The organism is Isoptericola sp. NPDC060257 (assembly GCF_042726645.1).
GTDB lineage: Bacteria > Actinomycetota > Actinomycetes > Actinomycetales > Cellulomonadaceae > Isoptericola > Isoptericola nanjingensis.
The window spans coordinates 1-21,833 of the sequence record NZ_JBHXAW010000043.1 but is presented as its reverse complement, the minus strand read 5'-3'; the positions used below and the strand labels follow the sequence as shown (position 1 = coordinate 21,833).

The 21,833-nt window shown below is 75.3% G+C and carries 24 protein-coding genes; 13 read left to right on the top strand and 11 right to left on the bottom strand.

All coding sequences use genetic code 11. The annotated features are described in order from the left end of the window. Positions 1-53: 53 nt before the first annotated feature. Positions 54-602, bottom strand: coding sequence for a YceI family protein (locus tag ACFWEK_RS05830; RefSeq protein ID WP_430547745.1), 549 nt, complete (start codon positions 600-602; stop codon positions 54-56). A gap of 102 nt (positions 603-704) precedes the next feature. Between ACFWEK_RS05830 and ACFWEK_RS05825 the strand changes: the two genes are divergently transcribed. The 6 genes from ACFWEK_RS05825 to ccsB all read left to right on the top strand — a co-directional run bounded on the left by ACFWEK_RS05825 (position 705) and on the right by ccsB (position 6,076). Then, a complete protein-coding gene (locus ACFWEK_RS05825) occupies positions 705-1,211 on the top strand; it encodes a MarR family winged helix-turn-helix transcriptional regulator (RefSeq protein WP_430547746.1) in 507 nt (168 codons plus the stop codon). A 66-nt stretch (positions 1,212-1,277) separates the two neighbouring features. Further along, positions 1,278-1,922 (top strand): histidine phosphatase family protein, encoded by a 645-nt coding sequence (locus ACFWEK_RS05820; RefSeq protein WP_430553416.1) that lies wholly within the window; start codon positions 1,278-1,280, stop codon positions 1,920-1,922. Continuing rightward, the gene (locus ACFWEK_RS05815; protein ID WP_430553415.1) at positions 1,919-2,554 is read left to right on the top strand and encodes a TlpA family protein disulfide reductase; all 636 of its coding nucleotides are present in this window, start codon (positions 1,919-1,921) and stop codon (positions 2,552-2,554) included. The genes ACFWEK_RS05820 and ACFWEK_RS05815 overlap by 4 nt, the downstream gene beginning before the upstream one ends. Further along, entirely contained in the window at positions 2,554-3,333 is a 780-nt protein-coding gene (locus tag ACFWEK_RS05810) for a cytochrome c biogenesis CcdA family protein (protein WP_430553414.1), read from the top strand. Before ACFWEK_RS05815 ends, ACFWEK_RS05810 begins: the two co-directional genes overlap by 1 nt. Beyond that, positions 3,333-5,069 (top strand): cytochrome c biogenesis protein ResB, encoded by a 1,737-nt coding sequence (locus ACFWEK_RS05805; protein WP_430553413.1) that lies wholly within the window; start codon positions 3,333-3,335, stop codon positions 5,067-5,069. Before ACFWEK_RS05810 ends, ACFWEK_RS05805 begins: the two co-directional genes overlap by 1 nt. A 2-nt stretch (positions 5,070-5,071) precedes the next feature. After that, positions 5,072-6,076, top strand: coding sequence for a c-type cytochrome biogenesis protein CcsB (gene ccsB, locus ACFWEK_RS05800; protein WP_430547751.1), 1,005 nt, complete (start codon positions 5,072-5,074; stop codon positions 6,074-6,076). 37 nt (positions 6,077-6,113) lie between these two features. On the opposite strand, the gene ACFWEK_RS05795 is transcribed toward ccsB, so the two are convergent. After that, on the bottom strand, positions 6,114-6,470 hold the full coding sequence (locus ACFWEK_RS05795) for a PLD nuclease N-terminal domain-containing protein (protein ID WP_430547752.1): 357 nt from the start codon (positions 6,468-6,470) through the stop codon (positions 6,114-6,116). 55 nt (positions 6,471-6,525) lie between these two features. Between ACFWEK_RS05795 and ACFWEK_RS05790 the strand changes: the two genes are divergently transcribed. Then, positions 6,526-6,801 carry a DUF4229 domain-containing protein gene (locus ACFWEK_RS05790; RefSeq protein WP_430547753.1) on the top strand — a complete coding sequence of 92 codons (276 nt, stop codon included), beginning with the start codon at positions 6,526-6,528 and terminating at the stop codon, positions 6,799-6,801. A gap of 11 nt (positions 6,802-6,812) precedes the next feature. Here the strand turns inward: ACFWEK_RS05790 and ACFWEK_RS05785 are convergent, their stop codons facing one another. Further along, positions 6,813-7,682: a 1,4-dihydroxy-2-naphthoate polyprenyltransferase gene (locus ACFWEK_RS05785; protein WP_430553412.1), complete on the bottom strand. Its 870-nt coding sequence runs from the start codon at positions 7,680-7,682 to the stop codon at positions 6,813-6,815. 48 nt (positions 7,683-7,730) lie between these two features. Beyond that, positions 7,731-9,044, bottom strand: a complete 1,314-nt coding sequence (locus ACFWEK_RS05780; RefSeq protein WP_430553411.1) for an AMP-binding protein — start codon at positions 9,042-9,044, stop codon at positions 7,731-7,733. Between the two features lie 122 nt (positions 9,045-9,166). Here ACFWEK_RS05780 and ACFWEK_RS05775 point away from each other — a divergent pair, with 122 nt between their 5' ends. Together ACFWEK_RS05775 and ACFWEK_RS05770 are read left to right on the top strand one after the other, a co-directional pair. After that, positions 9,167-10,279 carry a DUF3048 domain-containing protein gene (locus ACFWEK_RS05775; protein WP_430553410.1) on the top strand — a complete coding sequence of 371 codons (1,113 nt, stop codon included), beginning with the start codon at positions 9,167-9,169 and terminating at the stop codon, positions 10,277-10,279. 77 nt (positions 10,280-10,356) lie between these two features. Further along, positions 10,357-11,418 (top strand): DUF3048 domain-containing protein, encoded by a 1,062-nt coding sequence (locus tag ACFWEK_RS05770; protein ID WP_430547757.1) that lies wholly within the window; start codon positions 10,357-10,359, stop codon positions 11,416-11,418. A 21-nt stretch (positions 11,419-11,439) separates the two neighbouring features. On the opposite strand, the gene ACFWEK_RS05765 is transcribed toward ACFWEK_RS05770, so the two are convergent. The 6 genes from ACFWEK_RS05765 to ACFWEK_RS05740 all read right to left on the bottom strand — a co-directional run bounded on the left by ACFWEK_RS05765 (position 11,440) and on the right by ACFWEK_RS05740 (position 16,228). Beyond that, the gene (locus ACFWEK_RS05765) at positions 11,440-11,706 is read right to left on the bottom strand and encodes a hypothetical protein (RefSeq protein ID WP_430547758.1); all 267 of its coding nucleotides are present in this window, start codon (positions 11,704-11,706) and stop codon (positions 11,440-11,442) included. Further along, the gene (locus ACFWEK_RS05760; RefSeq protein WP_430547759.1) at positions 11,696-12,187 is read right to left on the bottom strand and encodes a hypothetical protein; all 492 of its coding nucleotides are present in this window, start codon (positions 12,185-12,187) and stop codon (positions 11,696-11,698) included. The genes ACFWEK_RS05765 and ACFWEK_RS05760 overlap by 11 nt, the downstream gene beginning before the upstream one ends. Beyond that, positions 12,159-12,548 (bottom strand): hypothetical protein, encoded by a 390-nt coding sequence (locus ACFWEK_RS05755; protein ID WP_430547760.1) that lies wholly within the window; start codon positions 12,546-12,548, stop codon positions 12,159-12,161. Before ACFWEK_RS05755 ends, ACFWEK_RS05760 begins: the two co-directional genes overlap by 29 nt. A gap of 21 nt (positions 12,549-12,569) precedes the next feature. Then, a complete protein-coding gene (locus ACFWEK_RS05750) occupies positions 12,570-14,198 on the bottom strand; it encodes a PQQ-binding-like beta-propeller repeat protein (RefSeq protein ID WP_430553409.1) in 1,629 nt (542 codons plus the stop codon). A 90-nt stretch (positions 14,199-14,288) separates the two neighbouring features. Continuing rightward, entirely contained in the window at positions 14,289-15,266 is a 978-nt protein-coding gene (locus tag ACFWEK_RS05745; RefSeq protein ID WP_430553408.1) for a 1,4-dihydroxy-2-naphthoyl-CoA synthase, read from the bottom strand. Continuing rightward, the gene (locus ACFWEK_RS05740) at positions 15,263-16,228 is read right to left on the bottom strand and encodes a DMT family transporter (protein WP_430553407.1); all 966 of its coding nucleotides are present in this window, start codon (positions 16,226-16,228) and stop codon (positions 15,263-15,265) included. Before ACFWEK_RS05740 ends, ACFWEK_RS05745 begins: the two co-directional genes overlap by 4 nt. Positions 16,229-16,364: 136 nt before the next feature. On the opposite strand from ACFWEK_RS05740, the gene ACFWEK_RS05735 reads away from it, so the two are divergent. Beyond that, the gene (locus ACFWEK_RS05735; protein WP_430553406.1) at positions 16,365-17,768 is read left to right on the top strand and encodes a PLP-dependent aminotransferase family protein; all 1,404 of its coding nucleotides are present in this window, start codon (positions 16,365-16,367) and stop codon (positions 17,766-17,768) included. Positions 17,769-17,777: 9 nt separating this feature from the next. On the opposite strand, the gene ACFWEK_RS05730 is transcribed toward ACFWEK_RS05735, so the two are convergent. Beyond that, the gene (locus tag ACFWEK_RS05730) at positions 17,778-19,499 is read right to left on the bottom strand and encodes a BCCT family transporter (protein WP_430553417.1); all 1,722 of its coding nucleotides are present in this window, start codon (positions 19,497-19,499) and stop codon (positions 17,778-17,780) included. A 338-nt stretch (positions 19,500-19,837) separates the two neighbouring features. Between ACFWEK_RS05730 and ACFWEK_RS05725 the strand changes: the two genes are divergently transcribed. From ACFWEK_RS05725 to ACFWEK_RS05715, 3 genes are all read left to right on the top strand, one after another. Further along, positions 19,838-20,005, top strand: coding sequence for a hypothetical protein (locus ACFWEK_RS05725; RefSeq protein WP_429764943.1), 168 nt, complete (start codon positions 19,838-19,840; stop codon positions 20,003-20,005). A 91-nt stretch (positions 20,006-20,096) separates the two neighbouring features. Continuing rightward, entirely contained in the window at positions 20,097-21,113 is a 1,017-nt protein-coding gene (locus ACFWEK_RS05720; protein WP_430553405.1) for an o-succinylbenzoate synthase, read from the top strand. Next, positions 21,110-21,833 (top strand): thiamine pyrophosphate-binding protein (locus tag ACFWEK_RS05715; RefSeq protein ID WP_430553404.1); only part of this gene is annotated, 724 nt, incomplete at its 3' end. The genes ACFWEK_RS05720 and ACFWEK_RS05715, both read left to right, overlap by 4 nt.

The window sequence follows — 21,833 nt, the reverse complement described above, 5'->3', positions numbered from 1 at the left end:
CCTCACCAGGAACGGAACTACCTCGGCGCGTGTCGTACTACCGCGGCAAAGGCTCAGTTCTGCTTGATGGCCGAGACGTCGAGGGCGATCTTGACCTTGTCGCCGACGAGGACGCCGCCGGTCTCGAGCGCGGCGTTCCAGGTCAGGCCGTAGTCCTTGCGCGAGATCTCGATCTCGGACTCGAAGCCCGCGCGCGGGTTGCCGAACGGGTCGGTGGCGGTGCCGGTGAACTCGGTCGGCAGCTCGACCGAGTTGGTGACGCCGTTGATCGTGAGGTCGCCGGTGATCGTGTAGTCGTCACCGTCGGTGGAGATGCCCTTGGACGCGAAGGACCAGACCGGCTTCTCCTCGGCGTGCCAGAAGTCGGCGCTCTTCAGGTGGCCGTCGCGGTTCTCGTCGCCCGTGTTGACCGACGCGGCGTCGAGCTCGGCGGAGACGGCCGACGACTCGAGGTCGTCGCCCACGGTGATCGCGCCGGACGTGATGGCGATCGTGCCGCGCACCTTGGCGATCCCGGCGTGGCGCACGGAGAACGAGGCGGTCGAGTGGGCGGTGTCGATGGCGTAGGTACCGGCGGTCAGGCCTGCGGGCAGCGCGGTCATGGTGTCTCCCTCGGGTTGGGTCGTGCTGACGTTCACCAAGATAGTTGATGAATCAACTATCGTCACGGGGGGTGGAACGCGGCGCTCTCGTAACCTATTCCCGTGGGTGCGACGAGGGCGCGGGAGCGCGACGACGACGGCCGCGCGGACGTGCGCTGGCTCGACGAGGAGCAGCAGTGGGCGTGGCGGAGGTTCCTCGAGGGGACCTCCCGCTTCTTCGAGGCGCTCGGGGACGCGCACGACGAGGGGCTGCCCGTCACGCTCGGCGAGTACCACCTGCTGGTGCAGCTCTCCGAGGCGCCGGACAGGACGCTGCGGATGTCGGCGCTCGCGGAGTTCCTCGCGCTGTCGCGCAGCCGCCTCACGCACACCGTCGACCGGATGGAGAAGCGCGGGCTGGTGGTCCGCACGCCGGTGCCCGGCGACCGGCGCGGGGTGAACTGCGTCATGACCGACGCCGGGTACGCGGCGCTCGTCGATGCCGCACCGGGCCACGTCACCGCCGTCCGTCGCCTGCTGGTGGACACCCTCACCCCCGAGGAGTTCGCGACCCTGGGCCGCGCGATGGCGAAGGTGGCGGACGCGGCCAGGGGGCCGGCGGCCCCCTGACGTGAGCGCCGTCACGCTTGGCTGGACGGGACCTGGGTACCCCGGAGTTCTGGGACACTGGGACCCATGGCCACCACCACCGTCCATCTCGTACGGCACGGCGAGGTCCACAACCCGGACGGCGTCCTCTACGGGCGCATCCCCGGCTACCGCCTGTCCGACCGCGGCCAGGCGATGGCGCGCCGCGTGGCGCAGCACCTGTCCGGCGCGGGCCGCGACGTCGTCGCCGTCGTCGCCTCCCCGCTGCAGCGCGCGCAGGAGACCGCGACGCCGACAGCCGAGGCCTTCGGCCTGACGCTCGCCACCGACCACCGGCTCGTCGAGGCGGGGAATCACTTCGAGGGCACGACGATCGGGAAGAACCCGGGGCAGCTCGCCAACCCGAAGTACTGGCGCTACCTGTGGAACCCGCTGCGCCCGTCGTGGGGCGAGCCGTACGCGGACCAGGTGACCCGGATGCGTGCCGCCGTGGACGACGCGCGGCGCGCCCACGAGGGCCACGAGGTCGTGCTGGTCAGCCACCAGCTGCCCGTGTGGGTCACGCGCCGGTCGTACGAGGGCGGCTCCCTGGCGCACGACCCGCGCCGCCGGCAGTGCGCCCTCGCGTCGATGACGTCGCTGACGTTCGACGGCGAGACGTTCGTGGGCCTGCACTACACCGAGCCCGCCGCCGACCTGCTCGCCGGCGCCGACCCCGTGCCGGGGGCATGATGCGCACCGCTCGTCCGCGCGCGCTCCGGCGCGCCTCCGCCGCCGTCGGCGCCGTCCTCGGCCTCGGCCTGCTCGCCGCGTGCGGTGCGCAGGACTCGGGCGCCGGCGACGTCGTCGGGCAGGGCTTCGTCTCCGGCGACGGCTCCGTGAAGCAGTGGGACGCGGGCGACCGGGACGACCCCGTGACCGTCGAGGGCACGTCGTTCGAGGGCGACGAGGTGAGCACCGCCGACTGGCTCGGCGACGTCGTCGTGGTCAACACCTGGTACGCCGGGTGCGCGCCGTGCCGCGCCGAGGCCCCCGACCTCGTGGCCCTGGCCGACGAGCGCGAGGCAGACGGCGTGCGGGTGCTCGGCATCAACACGGAGGACGAGGCCGGCGCCGCCACCTCGTTCCAGCGCACCTTCGACGTGCCCTACCCGTCGATCGAGGACCGTAGCGGCCAGGTCGTGGCGAGGCTGTCCGGCGTCGTGCCGCTGCAGGCCGTGCCGTCGACCGTCGTGCTCGACGCCGAGGGCCGCGTCGCGGCCCGCGTCATCGGCCAGGCCGAGGCGTCGACGCTCGACGCGATCGTCGACGAGGTGCTCGCCGAGTCGGGCGGCGGCTCGGGCGACGGCGCGAAGGGCGCCTGATGGGCGAGACGTTCGCGACCACGGTGTTCAGCGGCTCGATGCTGCTGGCGCTGCCCGTGGCGCTGATCGCCGGCCTCGTGTCGTTCGCCTCGCCGTGCGTGCTGCCGCTGGTGCCCGGCTACGTCGGGTACGTCAGCGGCATGGCCGCCGCGTCGGCCGGCACGGGCGCGAAGGGGCGGCCCGGGGTGCCCCAGGACCCGGCCCGGCGCCGCGTCGTCGCCGGCGTGGCCCTCTTCGTCCTCGGCTTCACCGCGGTGTTCGTGGCGTTCATGGCCGCGGCGGGGGCGATCGGCTCCTACCTGGTGCAGTGGGAGGGCACGATCATGCGGGTGCTCGGGGTCGTCGTGATCCTCATGGGCCTCGCCTTCCTCGGCGCCGTGCCGTTCCTGCAGCGCGAGCGGCGCATGCACCTGAGCCCCCGGGCGGGCCTGTGGGGCGCGCCGCTGCTGGGCGTCGTGTTCGGCCTCGGCTGGACCCCCTGCATCGGCCCGACGCTCGCGGCCGTGCAGACGCTGGCGCTCGACCAGGCGTCGGCCGGCCGCGGCCTGGTGCTCGGCGTCGCGTACTGCGTCGGGCTGGGCGTGCCGTTCCTGCTCGTGGCGCTCGGGCTGCAGTCCTCGCAGCGCATGCTCGGTTTCCTGCGTCGGCACCGCCTGGGCATCCAGCGCGCGGGCGGCGCCCTGCTGGTGCTGGTCGGCCTGGCGCTCGTCACGGGGCTGTGGTCCACGTGGACCAGCCAGCTCCAGGGCTGGATCGGCGGATTCGTGACGGTGGTGTGATGAGCGAGAAGGCGACGTACCGACCGGAGGGCATCAACGACGCGTTCGTCGAGGGCCGCGCCGACGCCGGGCCCTCGTCCCCCGCCGAGGGGCCGGCCAAGCCCGCCGGCCCGACCCTGCCCACGCTGGGCTGGCGCGGCATGCTGCGCTGGACGTGGCGCCAGCTCACGAGCATGCGCGTGGCGCTCATGCTGCTCATGCTGCTCGCCGTCGCGGCCGTCCCCGGCTCGGTGCTGCCGCAGCGCGGCCAGGACGCCGCCGCGGTGCTGGAGTACCTCGGCGACCACCCCACGCTGGGGGAGTGGCTGGACCGGTTCGGCTTCTTCGAGGTCTACAGCTCGGTCTGGTTCTCGGCCATCTACATCCTGCTGTTCGTCTCCCTCGTGGGCTGCATCGTGCCGCGCACGCTCGCGCACGCACGCAACCTGCGGAACCGGCCGCCCCGGACGCCGGTGCGGTTCGGCCGCTTCCCGGCCACGGCCGAGACCAGCACGCCGGCGTCGCCCGACGAGGTCGTCGAGGCCGTGGCCGGCCACCTGCGCGGCCCGCTGCGCCGCCTGCCCACGTTCCGCGTCGACGTCGGGTCGGAGGAGCCGCGGCTCGGCCGCCCGGCCACCCGCACGGTGGCGGCGGAGCGTGGCTACCTGCGCGAGACCGGCAACCTCGTGTTCCACCTCGCCCTGCTGGGCCTCCTGGTGTCGGTCGCCCTCGGCCAGCTGATGCACTACCGCGGCCAGGCGATCGTCACGGAGGGCCGCGGCTTCGCGAACGCCGTCGTGGACTACGACACCTTCGACAAGGGCGCCTGGTTCCGGGCGGCGTCGCTGTCGCCGTTCTCGATGACGCTCGACTCGTTCGACTCCGAGTTCGCCTCCGACACCGTGGCGTTCGCGCAGGCGCGAGACTTCACCGCCCACGTGACGGTCACCGAGCCGGACGGCGGCCAGCACTCCGACCAGATCAAGGTCAACTCCCCGCTGACGGTGGACGGTGCCAAGATCTACCTGCAGGGCAACGGCTTCGCCCCGGAGATCACCGTCGAGGACGGCGCCGGCGAGATGGCGTTCTCCGGCCGCGTCCCGTTCCTGCCCGAGGACACCATGTACACGTCACGCGGCGTCGTGAAGGTGCCGGACGTGTCGGAGGGCCAGGAGCAGATCGGCCTGGTCGGCTACTTCCTGCCCACCGCCGTCGTCGACCAGGACGGGTCGGCCCGCTCCGTCTTCCCGCAGCCGCAGAACCCGCTCCTGGTGCTCGAGGTGTACCGCGGCGACCTGGGCCTGGACGACGGCGTGCCGCAGAACGTGTACCGCCTCGACACCGCGTCCCTCACGCCGTCGGTGGACGACGAGGGCGAGACGATCAAGCTGCTCGTGAAGCCGGGGGAGACGGTCGAGCTGCCCGACGGCCTCGGCACCGTCACCCTGGGGGAGGACGTGCCCCGCTACGTCGCCCTCGACCTGCGCTACGACCCGTCCCTCGCCTGGGTGCTGACCTTCTCCCTGCTGGCCCTCGCCGGCCTCGCGGTCTCGCTGTTCACGCCGCGCCGCCGCGTGTGGGTGCGATCATGGGAGACCACGGACGACGACGGCCGGGCCGTCACGCACGTCGAGCTCGCCGGGCTCGCGCGCGGGGACGACGCCGGCCTGCAGCGCGAGGTCGACAAGGCCCTGGCAGCGGTGCCGGGCCGCGCCGACGATCCCGACGACAACCACAGAACCGCCACGGAGGACTGACCATGCAGATCGCCGAGCTGAGCGTGCTGCTCGTCTGGGGCGCCGCCACGGCGCTCACGATCGCGCTCGTCGCGTTCGCGATCGACCTGGGCCGCCGCACCGAGGCGCGCGCCGAGGCCCACGCCGAGGCGCGCACCCCTGTCGCCGTGGGGGCCGAGCCCCGGCCCACGCTCGCACCTGCGAGCACGGTGTCCGGCACCGGGGACGGCGCGGCCGCCCCCGGGCGCCGTCGTGCCGCGGGCATCGCGATGTCGACCACCTGGCTGGGCACCGCGATGCTCCTCGTGGCCATCGTGCTGCGCGGGCTCGCCGCGGGCCGCACCCCCTGGGCGAACATGTACGAGTTCACGCTCGTGGGGTCGTTCATGGCCCTCGCCGTGTTCCTCGGCATGAACGTGCGCAAGGACTTCAAGTTCCTGGGCGCCTTCGTCACCGGGCTGTCCGTGCTGTTCCTGGTGCTCGGCCTCAACGTGTTCTACGTGGCGGCGACCGGCGTGCAGCCCGCCCTCCAGAACTACTGGCTGGTCATCCACGTGGGCGTCGCGATCAGCGCCACCGGCATCTTCACGGTCGCGTTCGTCGCCTCGGTGCTGCAGCTCGTGCGCGACAGCCGCGACTCCGGGTCCCCGTACCTGCAGCGCCCCGGCTTCCGCTGGCTCGACCGCGTGCCCACCCCGACGTCGCTGGAGGCCCTGTCCTTCCGCCTCAACGCCGTCGGCTTCGTGCTGTGGACCTTCACCATCATCGGCGGCGCCATCTGGGCCGAGCACGCCTGGGGCCGCTACTGGGGATGGGACCCCAAGGAGGTCTGGAGCTTCGTCATCTGGGTCGTGTACGCGGCGTACCTGCACGCCCGCACGACCCGCGGCTGGGACGGCCGCCGCGCCGCCTGGTTCGTGGTCGTCGGCTACCTGTGCGTGCTGTTCAACTTCACCGGCGTGAACCTCATCTTCAACGGCAAGCACTCGTACTCGGGCCTCAACACCGACGGCACCGGCGGCGCCTGACCCACCCGCACCTACCCGAACGCGGTGGGCGCTTGTCTCAGGGGGTGTCGCCGTTGCCGCCGCCCTCGCGCTCGCGGCGGCGCTTCTCCTGCTCCAGGCGCCACAGGAACTCGGGGTCGTCGTCGGGCGCCACGGGGCCGGACGGGCGGCGCGGGCCGGAGGGGCCGGGCCGCCGGGGGCGGGACGACGGCCCGCGGCCGCCGGACGCCCGGCGCGCCGACTGCTTGACGACGATCCACGCGACGGCGCCGAAGATCGGCAGCAGCACGATGATCACCGCCCACAACCAGCGGGGGAGGCCGCCGCGCTCGTCCTCCTCGGAGCCGAACAGGTCGAGGAGGGCGTACAGGGCGAGCCCCACCACGAGGAGGGGCAGGATCACACGCGCGAACATGCCTCCAGCCTAGTTCGGCGTCGGGATGCTCAGGAATCGCGCCTACCCTGGAACCGTGCCCCTCGTCATGTACACCGTCTGGCGGATCCTGCTGTTCGTCGCCGCCCTCGGCGCCGGCTACCTGCTCGGTCTGCGCAGCTGGCTCCTCGTCCTGGTCGCCGCCGTCGTGGCGTTCGCCGTCTCGTACCTCGCGCTGAGCAGGCCGCGGGACGCCGCCGCGCGCTGGCTGGCGGAGAAGGAGCAGCGGCGCAAGGACGGCTCCGACAAGCACGACGTCGACTCCGACTACGAGGACTCCGTCGTGGACCGGGAGCACCCCACGGCCGGTTGAGCGAGCAGGCGTCAGAGCGCCAGGCCGAGGGCCAGCAGGACGCCGTAGGCGAGCTCGAACATCCCGGTGCCGGCGAGCACCTTGACGAGCAGCGGTCCGCGCGCCCCCGCGATCACCGGGGCGACGAGCAGCGCGGCGGGCAGCAGCAGCACCGCGACGATCAGCGCCCACGGCGACCAGGCCGCGCACACCATGCCCAGCACCACGGGCAGCAGGATGCAGGCGGCGTACCAGCGCCGGGCGCGGTGGTCGCCGAGGCGGACGGCGAGGGTCCGCTTGCCCGCGACGACGTCGGTCGGGATGTCGCGCACGTTGTTCACCATGAGCAGGCCGCACGCGATCATGCCGACGCCGACGGCGCCGAGCACGGACGGCCAGGTGAGGGTGTCCGCCTGGGTGTACGTGGTGCCGAGCGTCGCGACGAGCCCGAAGAACACGAACACGCCCACCTCGCCGAGCCCCGCGTAGCCGTACGGGTGCTTGCCGCCCGTGTAGTACCAGGCGGCCAGCACGCACAGCACGCCCACCGCGAGGAGCCACCAGTGCCCGCTGACGGCGCACAGCGCCAGCCCGAGCACCCCGGCGACGCCGAACGACGCGAACGCTGCGCCCTTGACGCGGCGGGGCGGGGCGATGCCGGACGCCGTGAGGCGCAGCGGACCCACACGGTCCAGGTCGGTGCCGCGGACGCCGTCCGAGTAGTCGTTGGCGTAGTTGACGCCCACCTGCAGGGCGAGCGCGACGCCGAGCGCGAGGACGGCGGGCAGCCACGCGAAGGCGTCGACGTCCGCCGCGGCACCCGACCCGATCAGCACCGGCGCGGCCGCGGCCGGCAGGGTGCGGGGGCGTGCTCCGGCGATCCACTCGCTCGTCGTGGCCATGGTTCTCCGTCCGTCGGTGCGGCGCGGGGCGTCGCGTGCGCGAGCAGGTCAGGCGTGCGCCTCGTGCTCGCGGACGAGGGCGACGACGCCGCTGCGGTCCACCTTGCCGGGGCCGCGCAGCGGGAGCGCGGCCGCGGCGTACACGCGGCGGGGCGCGGACGGCGCACCCAGCCTAGTCGCCACCGCGGACCGGACCCGCGCCAGCGCGTCGTCGTCGACGGGAAGGATCCGTGGCCCGCTCGGCCCGCTCGGCCCGTTCGACCCCGCCGCGGTCGCGACCACGGCCACGAGCGCCTGCCCCCACTCGGCGTCGGGCACGCCGACGACGCACGCCTCGCCGCCGAGCAGCTCGCCGACCAGCGCCTCGACGGGCGCCGGGGCCACGTTCACCCCGCCGGTGACGACGACGTCGTCCGCCCGGCCGAGCACCTCCAGCGTGCCGTCGGGGCCGAGCCGGCCCAGGTCGGACGTGCGGAACCAGCGCGACCCGTCGGCGTCGGTGCGGAACACCGCGGCCGTGGCGGCGTCGTCGCCCAGGTACCCGGCCGCGAGCGTGGGCCCGCCCAGCTCGACGACCCCCACCTCCCCGGACCTGTCAGAGCCGCGGCGGGCCATACCCCGATGTGGCTCTGACAACTCAGGAGGTGTGGAGTTGTCAGAGCCAGGGAGCGCTGGACCCCGCCCTGGTTCTGACAGGTCGGCGGGGGCGACGCGGACCCGGACGCCGCGCAGGGGCGCGCCGTCGTACACGCAGCCGCCGGCGGTCTCGGACATGCCGTAGGTCGTCACGACGCGCACCCCCGCCTCCGCGGCGCGGGCCAGCAGCGGGGGCGGGGACGCCGCGCCGCCCAGCAGCACCGCCGCGCAGCGGGCGAGCGCCGCCAGCCCGCGGGGCGCGCCGTCCTGCGCGGCGGCGAGCAGGCGGTGCACCTGGGTGGGGACCAGCGACACGTACACCGGGTCGTCGCCGGCGTCGAGGACCGGCTCGAGCAGGTCGGCCAGGCCGTCGGGCGTGAACCGCGCGTCCGGGCGGGCGGCCGTCAGCGGCGTGCCCGCGAGCACCGACCGCACCACCACCTGCAGGCCGGCGACGTGCGTGGGCGGCAGCGTCAGCACCCACCGACCGGGGCCGCCGAGTCGCTCGTCCGTGGCCGCCGCGGACGCGCGCAGCGCGGCGGCCGGCAGCGCGACCTCGCGCGGCGTCCCCGTCGAGCCGGACGTGCGCACCACCAGCGCGGTGCCCGGCGGCACGGGGGCCGTCGTCGTGCGGGGCAGCGGGACGACGGCGGGGCCGCCGTCGAGCGCGGCGCGCACGGCGTCGCGGAGCGCGTCGACGGACGGGGGCAGGGACGCGAGGGGCACCGCACCAGGGTAGGTCCGGGTCGGTCCGGGGCCCGTCCGGGCCGCGACGGGCCTGCCGTAGGGTGGCACGGTCCCGGCCCGGGAGCCCCCGGGCCGCACGCACGTCGAGGAGGACGCCGAGGATGCCCACGAAGCCCGCAGGCGCGCCCCGCGGCGCCCGGACCGGGGCGGTCGGCGCGCTCGTCGCGCTCGCCCTGCTGGCCACGGCCGCCTGCGGCGTCGGCGAGCCCGCCGCGCCGCCCACCGTCACCGCCGCGCCGGACGTCTCCGTGCCGAAGGCGGCACCGCCCGACCCGGTGAAGCCGAAGCCCGAGCCCCAGCCGAAGCCCGTCGTCTGGCCGCTCAACGGCAGGCTGACCGGGACGAAGAAGGTCCCCGCCCGGCCGGCCGTCGCGGTGAAGATCGAGAACTCGCCCGCCGCACGTCCGCAGTCCGGGCTGCAGCAGGCGGACATCGTCTGGGAGCAGGTGGTCGAGGGCGGCATCAGCCGGTACGTCGCCGTCTACCACTCCAAGCTGCCCGGCACCGTCGGGCCCGTCCGGTCCGTGCGCCCCATGGACCCGGCCATCGTCGCCCCGATGCGCGGCATCCTCGCCTACTCGGGCGGGCAGCCGCCGTTCATCCGCGCCGTCGGCCGAGCCAAGGTGCAGTCCGTGACGATGGACGGCGGCGACCCCGGCTTCCGGCGCAGCGGCGACCGGGCCGCGCCGCACAACGTGTACGGCTCGGTGAACGCGTTCGCCAAGCAGGCGACCAAGAGCCGCGCGACCCCGCCAGCCGCACAGTTCAACTACGCCGCCAAGGTCGGGAAGGGGACCGCCGCGACGAACGACCGCAAGGGGCGCGTCGCCGACGTCCGGCTCTCCCCGGCGCAGCGCACCGTGTGGCGGTGGACGTCGAAGACGAAGACCTATGCCCGCTTCGACGGCTCGGCCCCCTCGGTCTCCTCCGGGAGCCAGCTGCGGGCCCGGAACGTGCTGCTCCTGTCCGTGACCATGAAGAACACGAGGTACCGCGACCCGAGCGGCGCCCCGGTGCCCGAGACGCAGATGGTGGGCCGCGGCAAGGGCGTGCTCCTCACCCGCGGCAAGGCGCTCAGCGTGACCTGGTCGAAGAAGTCGACGGGCAAGAAGCTGATGCTGAAGACCCGCGGCGGCGACCCCGTCCGCCTCGACCCGGGCAACCTCTGGGTCGAGCTCGTGCCGCGCGGCACCGGGTCGTGGCGGGTGCGTTGACGCCGGATCGGGGCATTCCCGGCCTACGGTGAGGGCGTGTGACCGCGCGCACGGCCCGTGACCCCGGGAGGACCTGCATGACCGCCACGCCCCGCCCGTCCCGCACCCGGCGCGCCGCAGCGCTGACGGTCGCCGCCGTCCTGGCGCTGGCGGCGTGCTCGTCCGGCGGGTCTCCGACGCCGACCGTGACGCCGGGCAGCACCGCCGACAAGGGCGCCCCGCCGTCGCCCACGATGCCGTCGGCCTGGCCGCTCACCGGGGTGCGGTCGGACGACGTGGCAGCCCGACCGGCGCTCGCGGTGAAGATCGAGAACGCGCCGGAGGCGCGGCCGCAGACCGGCCTCGAGGACGCCGACCTCGTGTGGGAGGAGGTCGTCGAGGGCGGCATCACGCGATTCGTCGCCGTGTACCACTCGCGGATCCCGAAGGCGGTCGAGCCCGTGCGCTCGGTGCGGCCCATGGACCCCGACGTCGTCGCCCCGCTCGGTGGCATCCTCGCCTACTCGGGCGGCCAGCCGCCGTTCATCGCGGCGGTGGAGGAGTCCGGCACCCAGTCGGTGATCATGGACCGCGGCGACGGGGGCTTCTCCCGCGACCCGGGTCGCGCCGCACCGCACAACGTCGTCGGGGACCCGAAGGCCTTCCTCGACCAGGCCGACGACGAGCGCACCGTGCCGCCGCCCGCCCAGTTCCGGTACGCGGGCAAGGCGGGCGGCGGCACCGCGGCGGCCGACGGGTCGAAGACCTCCACCCTCGCCGTGACCCTCAGCCCGGCGCAGCGCAGCGTCTGGGACTGGTCCGGCGACGAGAAGCGGTGGCTGCGGAGCGAGGGCTCGGACAAGTCGGTCTCGTCGTCCGGGGCGCGGCACGCGGCAGCCAACGTGCTCGCGCTGTCCGTCGACGTGGTGGACACGAAGTACAAGGACCCGGCCGGCGCCCCCGTCCCCCGGACCGAGCTGATCGGGAAGGGCAAGGGGGTGCTGGCGTCCGCGGGCAGGACCGTGCCCGTGCAGTGGTCGAAGAAGGACCAGAAGTCCCCGGTCGAGCTGACCCGTGACGGCGAGCCCGTCGAGCTCGACCCCGGCAGCACGTGGATCGAGCTCGTCCCGAAGGACGGCGGGAGCTGGAAGACGTCCTGACCTGCCAGGGTGCGCCCGCGGCTACGGCCGGCCGAGCCCTGACACGACGCTCCCGGCGGACACCAGGCGACCGCCGGCGGAGAACAGCCCCCACAGGTCGTTCTTGCAGGGCTGCTCCCACACAGCGGTCCCGTCGCGCAGGTCGAGGGCGAGGAGCCGGCTGCCGGACACGGACTCGCCGGTGTCGGCATCCACCGTCGCGCCGGTGGTCGCGAGCAGGAGGCGCGTGCCGTCCGTCACGGCCCCGCTGACGTACGCGCTGCCGCCCCCGTCGTGGTCACCGATCACGTCCGCCCGTCGCGTACTCGTCGATCGAGGACGACCAGACGGTGCTGCCGTCCGCGCCGACCACCGCCGCGAGCACCGGCGCGTCCCCGTCGCCGCCGCGCAGGGCGAGCACCGGACCTGCCGGCTCGGTGTCCACGAGGGGGACCTGCGCCAGGCCACGGACGGCCGTCAGCCGCGCGCCGCGCGCGTCGAGGACCTCGCTCGCGTCGCCCTGGGCGAGGTAGCCGCCGCCCGGCAGCGGCGCCAGCGTGCTCGCCCCGTCACCGAGGGAGACGATGTCGCCCGTGGGCGTCACCGCGCGCGCGAGCCCGCACAGGCTGAGCACGGTGGACGTCGGCGTCGCGTCGATCCAGGGCTGGGGCGCGAGGACCGTGCCGCCCGGGCCGTCCTCCGAGAACCCGCAGCTGTCGAGGTCGTCCGCGGACAGGTGGAGGGTCACCTCGGCGCGTTCCTCACCGGTGACGGCGTCCAGCACCCGCATCGTCGGGTCCGCCCAGCCCGCGTCCCGGAGCGTGCGCAGGACGTCCGCGTCGGCGTCGCCCTCGTGCCACGGGATCTCGGTCGTCGGCGCGGAGCCGCTCGGCGCGGGCGTCGAGCAGGCCCGGTGCGACGGCGGCCCCGGCCACGACGACCACGACGACGGCGGTGCCGCCCGCGACGGCCGCGCGGCCCCGGCGGGACAGGGCGCGCCAGCGGGTGTGGGCGCGGTCGCGCAGGTCCGCCAGGCGGCGGCCCTGCTCGGGCCCGACGTGCGGGGCACCGTCGGGACCGTCCTCGCGCTCGTCGTCCGGCACGAGCTCGAAGGTGGTCATCGGCTCGGGGCGACGGAACCGCGGAGGCATGACCGGAGGCTCTCGGCGCCGTCAGCCCAGGCCGTGCACGACGCCGTCGAAGGCCACCGCGTGGCCGTCGACCGCCATCAACCACTCGAGGAACCCGGCCTGCTTCCGCCGCTCCCACGCCGTCGTGCCGTCCCGCAGGTCGAGGGCGACCAGCCTGTGGTGCTCGCCGTCGCCACCGATGCCGACCAGCAGGCGGGTGCCGTCGGTGACCGCCCCCGCGACCCAGTCGCCCGAGCCGTAGCCCGAGACCTGCAGCAGGTCGTCACGCGCCCAGACCTCGTCGCCGGTCCGCGCGTCGAGGCCGACGAACCCGTCGGCGTCCTGCACGACGACGACGCCCGAGACCCGCGCGAGCACCCCGCCCAGGTCGTCGACCGTCGCGGCCCACCGCTCCGCGCCGTCCGGGTCGAACGACGCGAGGCGCACCGCCGACCGGCTCTCGCCCACCTCCGTCAGCGCGAGGTAGGAGGAGCCGGGGGCGTCGTCCACCGTCGGCGGGACCGACCATCCCGGCACCGTGGCCACGACCGTGCCGTCGGCGTCGAGCACGGTGCTCTCGTCCTCGCCCGGGACGACGTGGCCCCCGCCGGGGAGCGGCATCGCCCACCGGCCGTCGGTGCTCGTGTCGATCGCGGTGCCGGTGGGGGTGAGGCGGACGGCGGCGCCGCACACGGAGAGCACGGTCATCGACGGGGACGCGTCGACCTGGGGTTCCGTCATCAGCTCGGGGTCGGTGCCCTCGTCCTGCGTCATCCCGCACTCCCCGAGGTCCTCGGGCCGGAGGCGTACGGTCGCCTCGCCCCGCACCTCGCCGGTGAGCGCGTCCTCCAGGCGCAGCGTCGGGTCCCGCCAGCCGTCGGCCCGGAGGTCGCGCAGGGTGTCCGCGTCGGGCAGGTCGTCCGAGGGCCAGGGCGCGGTGGCGTCCGAGATGTCGTCGACCACCGCGATCGCCCCCGCGGCGGCGGGCAGCACCAGAGGGGCACCGGCCGGGCCCCCGTCGCCGAACGTGTCGATGCGCGCGGGGCCGATCGACCGCTCGCCGACGACCTCGCCGGCGGCGTCGAGCACCGTGACGGTGCGGTCGTCCGGGTCGCCGCTGACGCAGACGACGACGTCGGCGGGCGGGACCGGGTCCGTCCGGTAGCCCCGCTGCGGGCCGCACGTCGGGAACGTCCCGACGTCGTGCCGCCACGCCTCGCGGCCGGTGCCGGCGTCGACCGCCGACACGGCCGTGCCCTCCGTCGTGAGCACGAGGCCGCCGCGCAGCGTCGCCAGGGTGCCGGTTCCGTTCGTGAGCTGCCACGTCTCGGTCAGTGGCTCGGACAGGTCGTCGACGGCCCCGGGCAGGCCCTGCACGGCCTCCGCGCGCAGCCGCTCCGCGCGGGCGTCCAGCAGGCCGGGGGTGACCACCGCGGTGGCGGCGGCGAGCACGACGACGGCGGTGCCGGCCGCGACGACCACGCGGCCGCGGCGGGACAGGGCGCGCCAGCGGATGACGGCGCGGTCGCGCAGGGCGGCGAGCCGTCGTCGGGCGGGGCCGGGCTCCGGGTCGTCCGGGACCGGCGCATCGCCGGGCCCGTCCTCGCGCTCGTCGTCCGGCACGAGCTCGAAGGTCGTCATCGGCTCGGGGCGACGGAACCGCGGAGGCATGACGGGAGGCTACCCGCGGGGCGGAGGTCCGGACGTGGTCGCCGCCCCCGCACCCGGGTGAGAAACCGTCGTGAGAGGGTCAGCGCCGGGTCAGAAGGCGTACGGGAAGCGCGACCAGTCGGGGTCGCGCTTCTCGAGGAAGGCGTCGCGGCCCTCGACGGCCTCGTCGGTGAGATAGGCCAGGCGCGTGGCCTCCCCGGCGAAGACCTGCTGGCCCATGAGGCCGTCGTCGGCGAGGTTGAACGCGAACTTCAGCATCCGCACGGCCTGCGGGGACTTGCCCGCGATGGTGCGCGCGTACTCGATCGCCAGGCCCTCGAGGTCGTCGTGCTCGGCCACCTCGTTGACGCCGCCCCAGCGCTCGGCGTCGTCCGCCGAGTACTCGCGGGCGAGGAAGAAGATCTCCCGGGCGCGCTTCTGCCCGACCTGGCGGGCGAGGTACGCGGAGCCGTAGCCGCCGTCGAACGAGCCGACGTCCGCGTCGGTCTGCTTGAACCGCCCGTGCTGGCGGCAGGCGATCGACAGGTCCGCCACGACGTGCAGCGAGTGCCCGCCGCCCGCGGCCCAGCCGTCCACGACGGCGACGACGACCTTCGGCATGGTGCGGATGAGTCGCTGCACCTCGAGGATGTGCAGGCGCCCGGCGCGGGCGGGGTCGACGGCGTCCGCGCCGTGCTCCTCGCCGCCGCCGTCCTCGGCGGTCGTGTACTGGTAGCCGGAGCGCCCTCGGATGCGCTGGTCGCCGCCGGAGCAGAACGCCCAGCCGCCGTCCTTCGGGGACGGGCCGTTGCCGGTGAGCAGCACGGTGCCGACGTCGGAGGTCATGCGGGCGTGGTCGAGCACGCGGTAGAGCTCGTCGACGGTGTGCGGGCGGAACGCGTTGCGCACCTCGGGGCGGTCGAAGGCGACGCGCACCACGGGCAGGTCGCGCACGACGGCGCCCTCGGCGTCGCGCTCCACGCCGCGGTGGTACGTGAGGTCGGTGAGGCCCTCGAACCCGCCGACCTCGCGCCATCGCGCGGGGTCGAACGTGTGGGAGACGGTGCGGGGGAGGGGTGCGCTGCTCACGCCGTCACCCTAGTTCGTCGGCGCGGCTCGTCGGCGCGGCTCGTCGGCGCGGCTCGTCGGGACGACAGCCCCAGCACGAGACCCGCCGCCACGACGAGTGCTCCGGCGACGCCGTGCGCCGTCGGCGCCTCGACGCCGAGCGCGAGGGAGGCCGCGAGGGCCGCGACGGGCATCAGCCCGGCGAAGAGCCCGGCCCGGGCGGGGCCGACCTGGGCGAGGCCGGTGTACCAGAGCAGGAAGGCGACCGCGGTGACGACGACGGACAGGTAGGCCAGGGCCGCGAGCTCGCCGCCGTCGGGCACGGCGAGCAGCGGCCCGGGCGCGAGCAGACCGAGCAGCAGGAGCTGCGGGACCGCCGCGACGCAGGCGTACGCCGACACCCGCAGCGGCCCGAGCGTCGGCAGCAGCGGCACGGCGAGCAGTGAGAACGCCGCCTCGCACGCCAGCGCCCCCACGGCGAGCGCCAGCCCGAGCGGGTCGGCCGACCCGAGGCCCTCGACGAGCGCCACCCCCGCCGTCACGACGACCGCCGCCGCGAGGGTCCGAGGGGCGAGGCGCCGCTCGCGGACGGCCTGCGTCGCGGCCAGGACGACGGGCGTGGCACCCACCACCGCGCCCACCAGCGAGGGCTCGGCGTGCCGGGTGGCGAGGACGACGCACGCGCTGAACCCGGTGAGGCCCGTGGCCGCGAGCGCCAGCAGGCGGGTGGCCTGGCGCGGGCGGGGCAGCACGAACGCGACCCGTCGCCACCGCATGACGGCGAGCAGGCACAGGGCGGCGACGGCGTAGCGGACGGCCTGCCCGCCCGCCAGGGGGTAGTCGGAGAGCGCCGCCGAGGCGGTGAACGACGCGCCGACGAGCGCCATCGCGGCGGCGCAGCGGGCGTACGCGCCGGCGAGATCGCCCGTGCCGGGTGGCGCGACGGCGGTGGCGGCGCCCGCGGCGCCCGTCGAGGTGGTCATGCCCTCGACGCTACGAGCGCGCTGGACCGGCGGGCAGGGCCAGTTCGGTGCTGGTTCACTGGTCCAGATGGCCAAGGTGTCCCGATGACGACGGTGGCCGGATGCCGACGTGCGGCCGGACGAGGAGCGTGACGCGATGAGGCGGCTGCAGCCGGAGGACCTGCTCCTCGTGCTCGGTGCCCGCCCGCCGACCGACGTGGGCGCCTGGCTGCGCGACGGCCTGCGGGACGCGGTCGCGACGGGCCGGCTCGAGCCCGGCGCGACGCTGCCGTCGTCGCGCACCGCGGCGGCGGGCCTGGGCGTCTCGCGGGGCACGGTGGCGGCGGCGGTGGACGAGCTCGTGGGGGAGGGGGTGCTCGAGAGCCGGCCGCGCTCGAGCGTCGTCGTCGCCGACCTCGACCGGCGCTCCCACGGCACGACGCCCGGGCCGGCAGGCCGCCCCGGCCCGGGGGCGGAGCGCCCGGCCAGCGTCGGGGCGCCCGACCCGGCGCTCTTCCCCCGCGCGGCCTGGGCGCGCGCCGTGCGCGACGCGATGCGCGAGCTGCCCGACGCCGAGCTGGGCTACCCGGACCCGCAGGGCCTGCTCGGGCTGCGCCGGGCGCTCGCCGCGCACCTGCGGACCGCGCGCGCCGCCCCGGTCGAGGCCGAGGACGTGGTGATCGTGAGCGGCGTCGCGCAGGGGCTGGCGCTGCTCGGCGAGGTGCTCGCGGGCGGGGGCGGCGGCGATCGGGTGGTCGTCGAGGACCCCGCGTCGCCCGGCGTCGTCGCACAGCTGCGCGACTCAGGCCTGGAGGTCGTCCCCGTGCCCGTCGACGACCGCGGGCTCCGGACCGACGCCCTGCCCGACGCCGCGGCGGCCGTCGTGACGCCCGCCCACCAGTTCCCGCTCGGGGTCGTCCTGGCGCCCGACCGGCGTCGCGAGCTCGTCGCCTGGGCCCAGGCCGGCGGTCGCCTGGTGCTGGAGGACGACTACGACGCCGAGCTCCGGTACGACCGGCAGCCCGTCGGCGCCCTGCGCGGCCTGGACCCGGAGCACGTCGCGCTGCTCGGCTCGGTGTCCAAACTGCTGTCCCCGGCGCTGCGGCTGGGCTGGGTCGTCGCGCCCGCCGAGGTGCGGGAGGCGCTCGTCGACGCCAAGCGCCGCGCCGACCTCGGCTGCTCGGTGCCGGAGCAGGCCGCGTTCGCCCGGCTGATCGCCGACGGCGCGTACGCGCGGCACCTGCGCCGGGCCCGGCTGACGTACAAGCGCCGTCGGGGGCTGCTGCTCGACGCGCTCGCGCGCGACGCCCCGCACGTCCCCGTCGAGGGCGTCGCCGCCGGCCTGCACCTCGTCGTGCGGCTGCCCGACGGCGACGGCGAGGCGTGGGCGGTGTCCGCGCTGCGCGGCGCCGGCGTGCCGGCCGAGCCGCTGTCCGGCACGTCGGCGCACGACGGCACCCGGGGCGTCGTCGTGGGCGCGGCTCGGGTGCAGGGGACGGCCGTCCCGCGCGTCGTCGAGATCCTGCGGGCGGCCGCCGACGGTGCCGAGTCCCGCGCGTAGCGGCCCGCGTCAGGGCCGCGGCTCCCCGGGGTCGCCGTCGGCGCTCTCGGTGGGCTCCGCGCGGGCCACCACGTCGCCAGGAAGGTCGACCTCGTCGGGTACCTCGACGCCGTCGGGCGTGATCGGCCGGTCGGAGGGCTCGACCGCGATCGCGAACTCGTCCCCGTGCTCGGTGACGCCGGCGATGACCGCCTGCTTGACGGCCTCGCGGGCGTACTTCTGGCGGACGATCATCGGATCCTGGCTGAGGTCCCGGGTCAGCGAGACCATCAGCAGCACCATCACGACCACGAACGGCAGAGCGACCAGGATGGTGAGGTTCTGGAGGCCGGTGAGCGCGTCGTTCCCGCCCACGAGCAGCATCACCGCGGCGACCGCACCTGTCGCGACGCCCCAGAAGACGACGTTGGGGCGGCTCGGTTCGGCGCTGCCGCGCTGCGACAGCGTGCCCATGACGATGGAGGCCGCGTCCGCGCCGGAGACGAAGAAGATCGCGACCAGGATCATCACGACCACGGTGGTGAGCGACTGCCACGGGTACTCGCCGAGCATCCCGAACAGCTGCGCCTCCGTCTCTCCGGCGCCGGCGATGTCGGTGCCGCCCTTCTGGAGGAAGAGGCTCGCGCCACCGAAGACGCAGAACCACACGACGGTGACCAGGCTCGGCACCAGGAGGACCCCGCCGACGAACTGGCGGATCGTCCGGCCGCGCGAGATCCGGGCGATGAACATGCCGACGAAGGGCGTCCAGGAGATCCACCAGGCCCAGTAGAAGACGGTCCACTGCGCGAGCCAGTCGCTGGTGGAGACGCCGCCGGGGGTGGAGGAGCTGTCGGCGCCGGTCCGGGCCGCCATCATCGCCAGGTCCTGGAAGTAGGTGCCGATCGAGTTCGGGATGAGGTTCAGGATGAACACCGTCGGCCCGACCACGAAGACGAACACCGCCAGTGCCAGGGCCAGCACCATGTTGATGTTCGACAGCCACTGGATGCCGCGGGCGACGCCCGAGACCGCCGAGAGCACGAAGCAGACCGTGAGCACCGCGATGATCACGACCAGGACGCCGTTGCCGACGTCGCCGGCCCAGCCGACGACCTGCAGGCCGCTCTTGATCTGCAGCGCACCCAACCCGAGCGAGGCGGCCGAGCCGAACAGCGTCGCGAAGATCGCGAGCATGTCGATGACCTTCCCGGCCGGGCCGTGCGCGTGCCGGCCCAGCAGCGGCTCGAACACCGAGGAGATCAGCTGCTTGCGGCCCTTGCGGTAGGCGCTGTAGGCGATCGCCAGCCCGACCACGGCGTAGATCGCCCAGGGGTGCAGCGTCCAGTGGAACATCGTGGTGGACATCGCGTGCTGGACGGCCTCGGGGTCGCCGGCGTCGACGGTGCCCGGCGGCGGGTCCACGTAGTGGGCGAGCGGCTCGGCGACCCCCCAGAAGATCAGCCCGATGCCCATCCCGGCGGAGAACATCATCGCCACCCAGGACACCGTGCGGAACTCGGGTGCCTCGCCGTCGGCGCCGAGCGGGATGGCGCCGAACCTGCTGATCGCCAGCCACAGGCTGTACACGACGAACAGGCTGGCGGTCAGCACGAAGAGCCAGCCCATGTTCGTGGTCACCCAGCTCAGGGCCGTGCTGGAGGCGCTCGCCAGGCCGTCCGTGTCGACGAAACCCCAGACGAGGAAGGCGACGGCCACGGCAGCGGTGACCCCGAAGACGATCCAGTCCATCGGGCTGCGCCGATGCTCGTCGATCCCGATCGGGTAGTCCAGGGCAGGGTGCGGCACCACCTCGGCGGTGGGCGACCTGAGTGCGCGGCCGACCCTGTCCGCCGCGTCCTGCGCGTGCCGCTTCGCGCCGCGCTGTTCGACCTTGCCCGATTGCTCGTTCACTGCGTGACCCCGTCCGTGACTTTGACGTCAGCTCCGTGTGACCCAGGTGGGACGGCGTCCGACCGTCTCGCACCTGGCCGCCTCGTGCAACCGCTGGGGACCGTGGGCGCGCCCCCGTCGCGGCACGCCCGGCGCTCCTCCCGACCGCGCGGCGGGAGCGGGCGCACCCTGGAGGCATGAGCGTGCGGGAACCGGACGACGACGTGGTGGACCCGGAGGACGTCGCCCACGAGATCTTCGTGTACGACGCCGAGACGGTCCGCCGCGACGCCGAGCGCATCGGTGGCCGTCCCGCTCCGAGCCCGTTGTCGTACGTGCCGGAGCTGACGGACTTCACCGACTGACCGCCGGGCGACCTCCGGGGCGGGGCCCTCCGGCGTCCCGGCGCGCCCGCGTCCTGCGACCGGCCCCCGTGCCGGCCAGTAACCTGAACGGGTGCAGCTGCTGCGTGAGATCGTGTACCGCACCCCGCTGACCACCCGGTTCCGCGGCCTCGACGTGCGCGACGGCGTGCTGCTGCGGGGCGACGCCGGCTGGGGCGAGCTGTCCCCGTTCTGGGACTACGACGACACCGAGTCCGCGACCTGGCTGCGCGCCGCGCGCGAGGCCGCCGACATCGGCTTCCCCGCCCCGGTCCGCGACCGCGTGCCGGTCAACGTCACCGTGCCGACCGTCGGGCCCGGGCGGGCGCGGGAGATCGTGCTCGCGTCCGGCGGGTGCCGCACCGCCAAGGTCAAGGTCGCGCAGCGCGGCCCGTCGATCGGCGGACGTCCCGGCGCGCTCGAGCCGCTCGAGGCGGAGGAGGCCCGGGTCGCCGCCGTCCGCGCCGCGCTCGACGAGCTGCACGGCCCGGGCGTCGGAGCCGTCCGCGTGGACGCGAACGGCGGCTGGACCACCGACGAGGCGCTCGCGCGCATCCCCGTGCTCGACGACGCCGCCGGTGGCCTGGAGTACGTCGAGCAACCCTGCGCCACCGTCCCCGAGCTGGCCGCCGTCCGTCGCGGGCTGCGCGCTCCCGTCCCGGTCGCCGCGGACGAGTCGATCCGCCGCGCCGCGGACCCGCTGCGGGTGGTGCGCGAGGACGCCGCGGACGTCGTCGTGCTCAAGGTGCAGCCGCTGGGCGGCGTGCGCGCCTGCCTCGACCTCGCCGAGCAGGTGGGGCTGCCGGTCGTCGTGTCGTCGGCCCTCGAGTCGTCGGTCGGGCTCGCCGCGGGCGTGGCGCTCGCGGCCGCGCTGCCGGAGCTGCCCTACGCCTGCGGCCTCGCGACGTCGCAGCTCCTCGTCCACGACGTCGTCGCCGACCCGCTCCTGCCCGTCGACGGCGCGCTGCCCGTGCGCCGCCCCGCGCCCGACGCCGCCGCCCTCGCCGCGGCCGAGCCCGACCCGGGCACGCGCGACCGCTGGCTGGCGCGGTACGCCCGCCTGACCGCGCTGCTCGAGGCGGCCGCGTGAGCGCCGTCCTGCCGCCGTCGATCGTCGCGGCGCGGGCGCTCGTGGCCGACCTCGCGCTCCAGGGCGTGCGGGACGTCGTGCTGGCTCCGGGCTCCCGGTCGGCCCCGCTCGCGTACGCGCTCGCCGAGGCCGCGGACGCCGGGCTGCTCACGCTGCACGTGCGCGTCGACGAGCGGACCGCCGGCTTCCTCGCTCTGGGCCTCGCGCGCGGCAGCGAGCCGGTGCTCCGGCACGCGGGCGGCGAGCCGGTCCAGGTGCCGTGTCCCGTCGCCGTCGTCACGACGTCCGGCACGGCCGTGGCCAACCTCCATCCCGCGGTCCTCGAGGCGCACCACTCCGGCGTGCCCCTCGTGGTGCTCGCTGCCGACCGCCCGCACGAGCTGCGCGGCACCGGGGCCTCGCAGACGACCGACCAGGTGGGGATCTTCGGCACCGCCGTGCGGTACGCCGTGGACCTCCCCGCCCCCGACGGGCGCGACGGCGAGGTACGAGACCTGCTCGGCACGCTCGGCCGGGCGCTCGCGGCGGCGCAGGGGCTGCGCGACCGGCACCCCGGCCCCGTGCACGTGAACGTCGCGTTCCGTGACCCGCTGCACCCGCCGGTGCCGCTCGCCCCGCTCCCGCCCGCGGAGACCTGGCCCGTCGGCTTCCGCCGCACGACCGTCGCCCCGCCCGCCCCGGGCCCCGGCGGGGACCCCGCACTGCAGGGCGATCCGGCGC

Bases quoted from the DNA above. Each gene is read 5' to 3' on its own strand.
- ACFWEK_RS05815 (WP_430553415.1), top strand. From the start codon at position 1,919: ATGATGCGCACCGCTCGTCCGCGCGCGCTCCGGCGCGCCTCCGCCGCC.
- ACFWEK_RS05775 (WP_430553410.1), top strand. From the start codon at position 9,167: ATGCCCACGAAGCCCGCAGGCGCGCCCCGCGGCGCCCGGACCGGGGCG.
- ACFWEK_RS05820 (WP_430553416.1), top strand. From the start codon at position 1,278: ATGGCCACCACCACCGTCCATCTCGTACGGCACGGCGAGGTCCACAAC.
- ACFWEK_RS05725 (WP_429764943.1), top strand. From the start codon at position 19,838: ATGAGCGTGCGGGAACCGGACGACGACGTGGTGGACCCGGAGGACGTC.
- ACFWEK_RS05750 (WP_430553409.1), bottom strand. From the start codon at position 14,198: ATGCCTCCGCGGTTCCGTCGCCCCGAGCCGATGACGACCTTCGAGCTC.
- ACFWEK_RS05795 (WP_430547752.1), bottom strand. From the start codon at position 6,470: ATGTTCGCGCGTGTGATCCTGCCCCTCCTCGTGGTGGGGCTCGCCCTG.
- ccsB (WP_430547751.1), top strand. From the start codon at position 5,072: ATGCAGATCGCCGAGCTGAGCGTGCTGCTCGTCTGGGGCGCCGCCACG.
- ACFWEK_RS05770 (WP_430547757.1), top strand. From the start codon at position 10,357: ATGACCGCCACGCCCCGCCCGTCCCGCACCCGGCGCGCCGCAGCGCTG.
- ACFWEK_RS05785 (WP_430553412.1), bottom strand. From the start codon at position 7,682: ATGGCCACGACGAGCGAGTGGATCGCCGGAGCACGCCCCCGCACCCTG.
- ACFWEK_RS05805 (WP_430553413.1), top strand. From the start codon at position 3,333: ATGAGCGAGAAGGCGACGTACCGACCGGAGGGCATCAACGACGCGTTC.
- ACFWEK_RS05830 (WP_430547745.1), bottom strand. From the start codon at position 602: ATGACCGCGCTGCCCGCAGGCCTGACCGCCGGTACCTACGCCATCGAC.
- ACFWEK_RS05735 (WP_430553406.1), top strand. From the start codon at position 16,365: ATGAGGCGGCTGCAGCCGGAGGACCTGCTCCTCGTGCTCGGTGCCCGC.
- ACFWEK_RS05760 (WP_430547759.1), bottom strand. From the start codon at position 12,187: ATGCGGGTGCTGGACGCCGTCACCGGTGAGGAACGCGCCGAGGTGACC.
- ACFWEK_RS05740 (WP_430553407.1), bottom strand. From the start codon at position 16,228: ATGACCACCTCGACGGGCGCCGCGGGCGCCGCCACCGCCGTCGCGCCA.
- ACFWEK_RS05755 (WP_430547760.1), bottom strand. From the start codon at position 12,548: ATGCCTCCGCGGTTCCGTCGCCCCGAGCCGATGACCACCTTCGAGCTC.
- ACFWEK_RS05730 (WP_430553417.1), bottom strand. From the start codon at position 19,499: ATGGACTGGATCGTCTTCGGGGTCACCGCTGCCGTGGCCGTCGCCTTC.
- ACFWEK_RS05810 (WP_430553414.1), top strand. From the start codon at position 2,554: ATGGGCGAGACGTTCGCGACCACGGTGTTCAGCGGCTCGATGCTGCTG.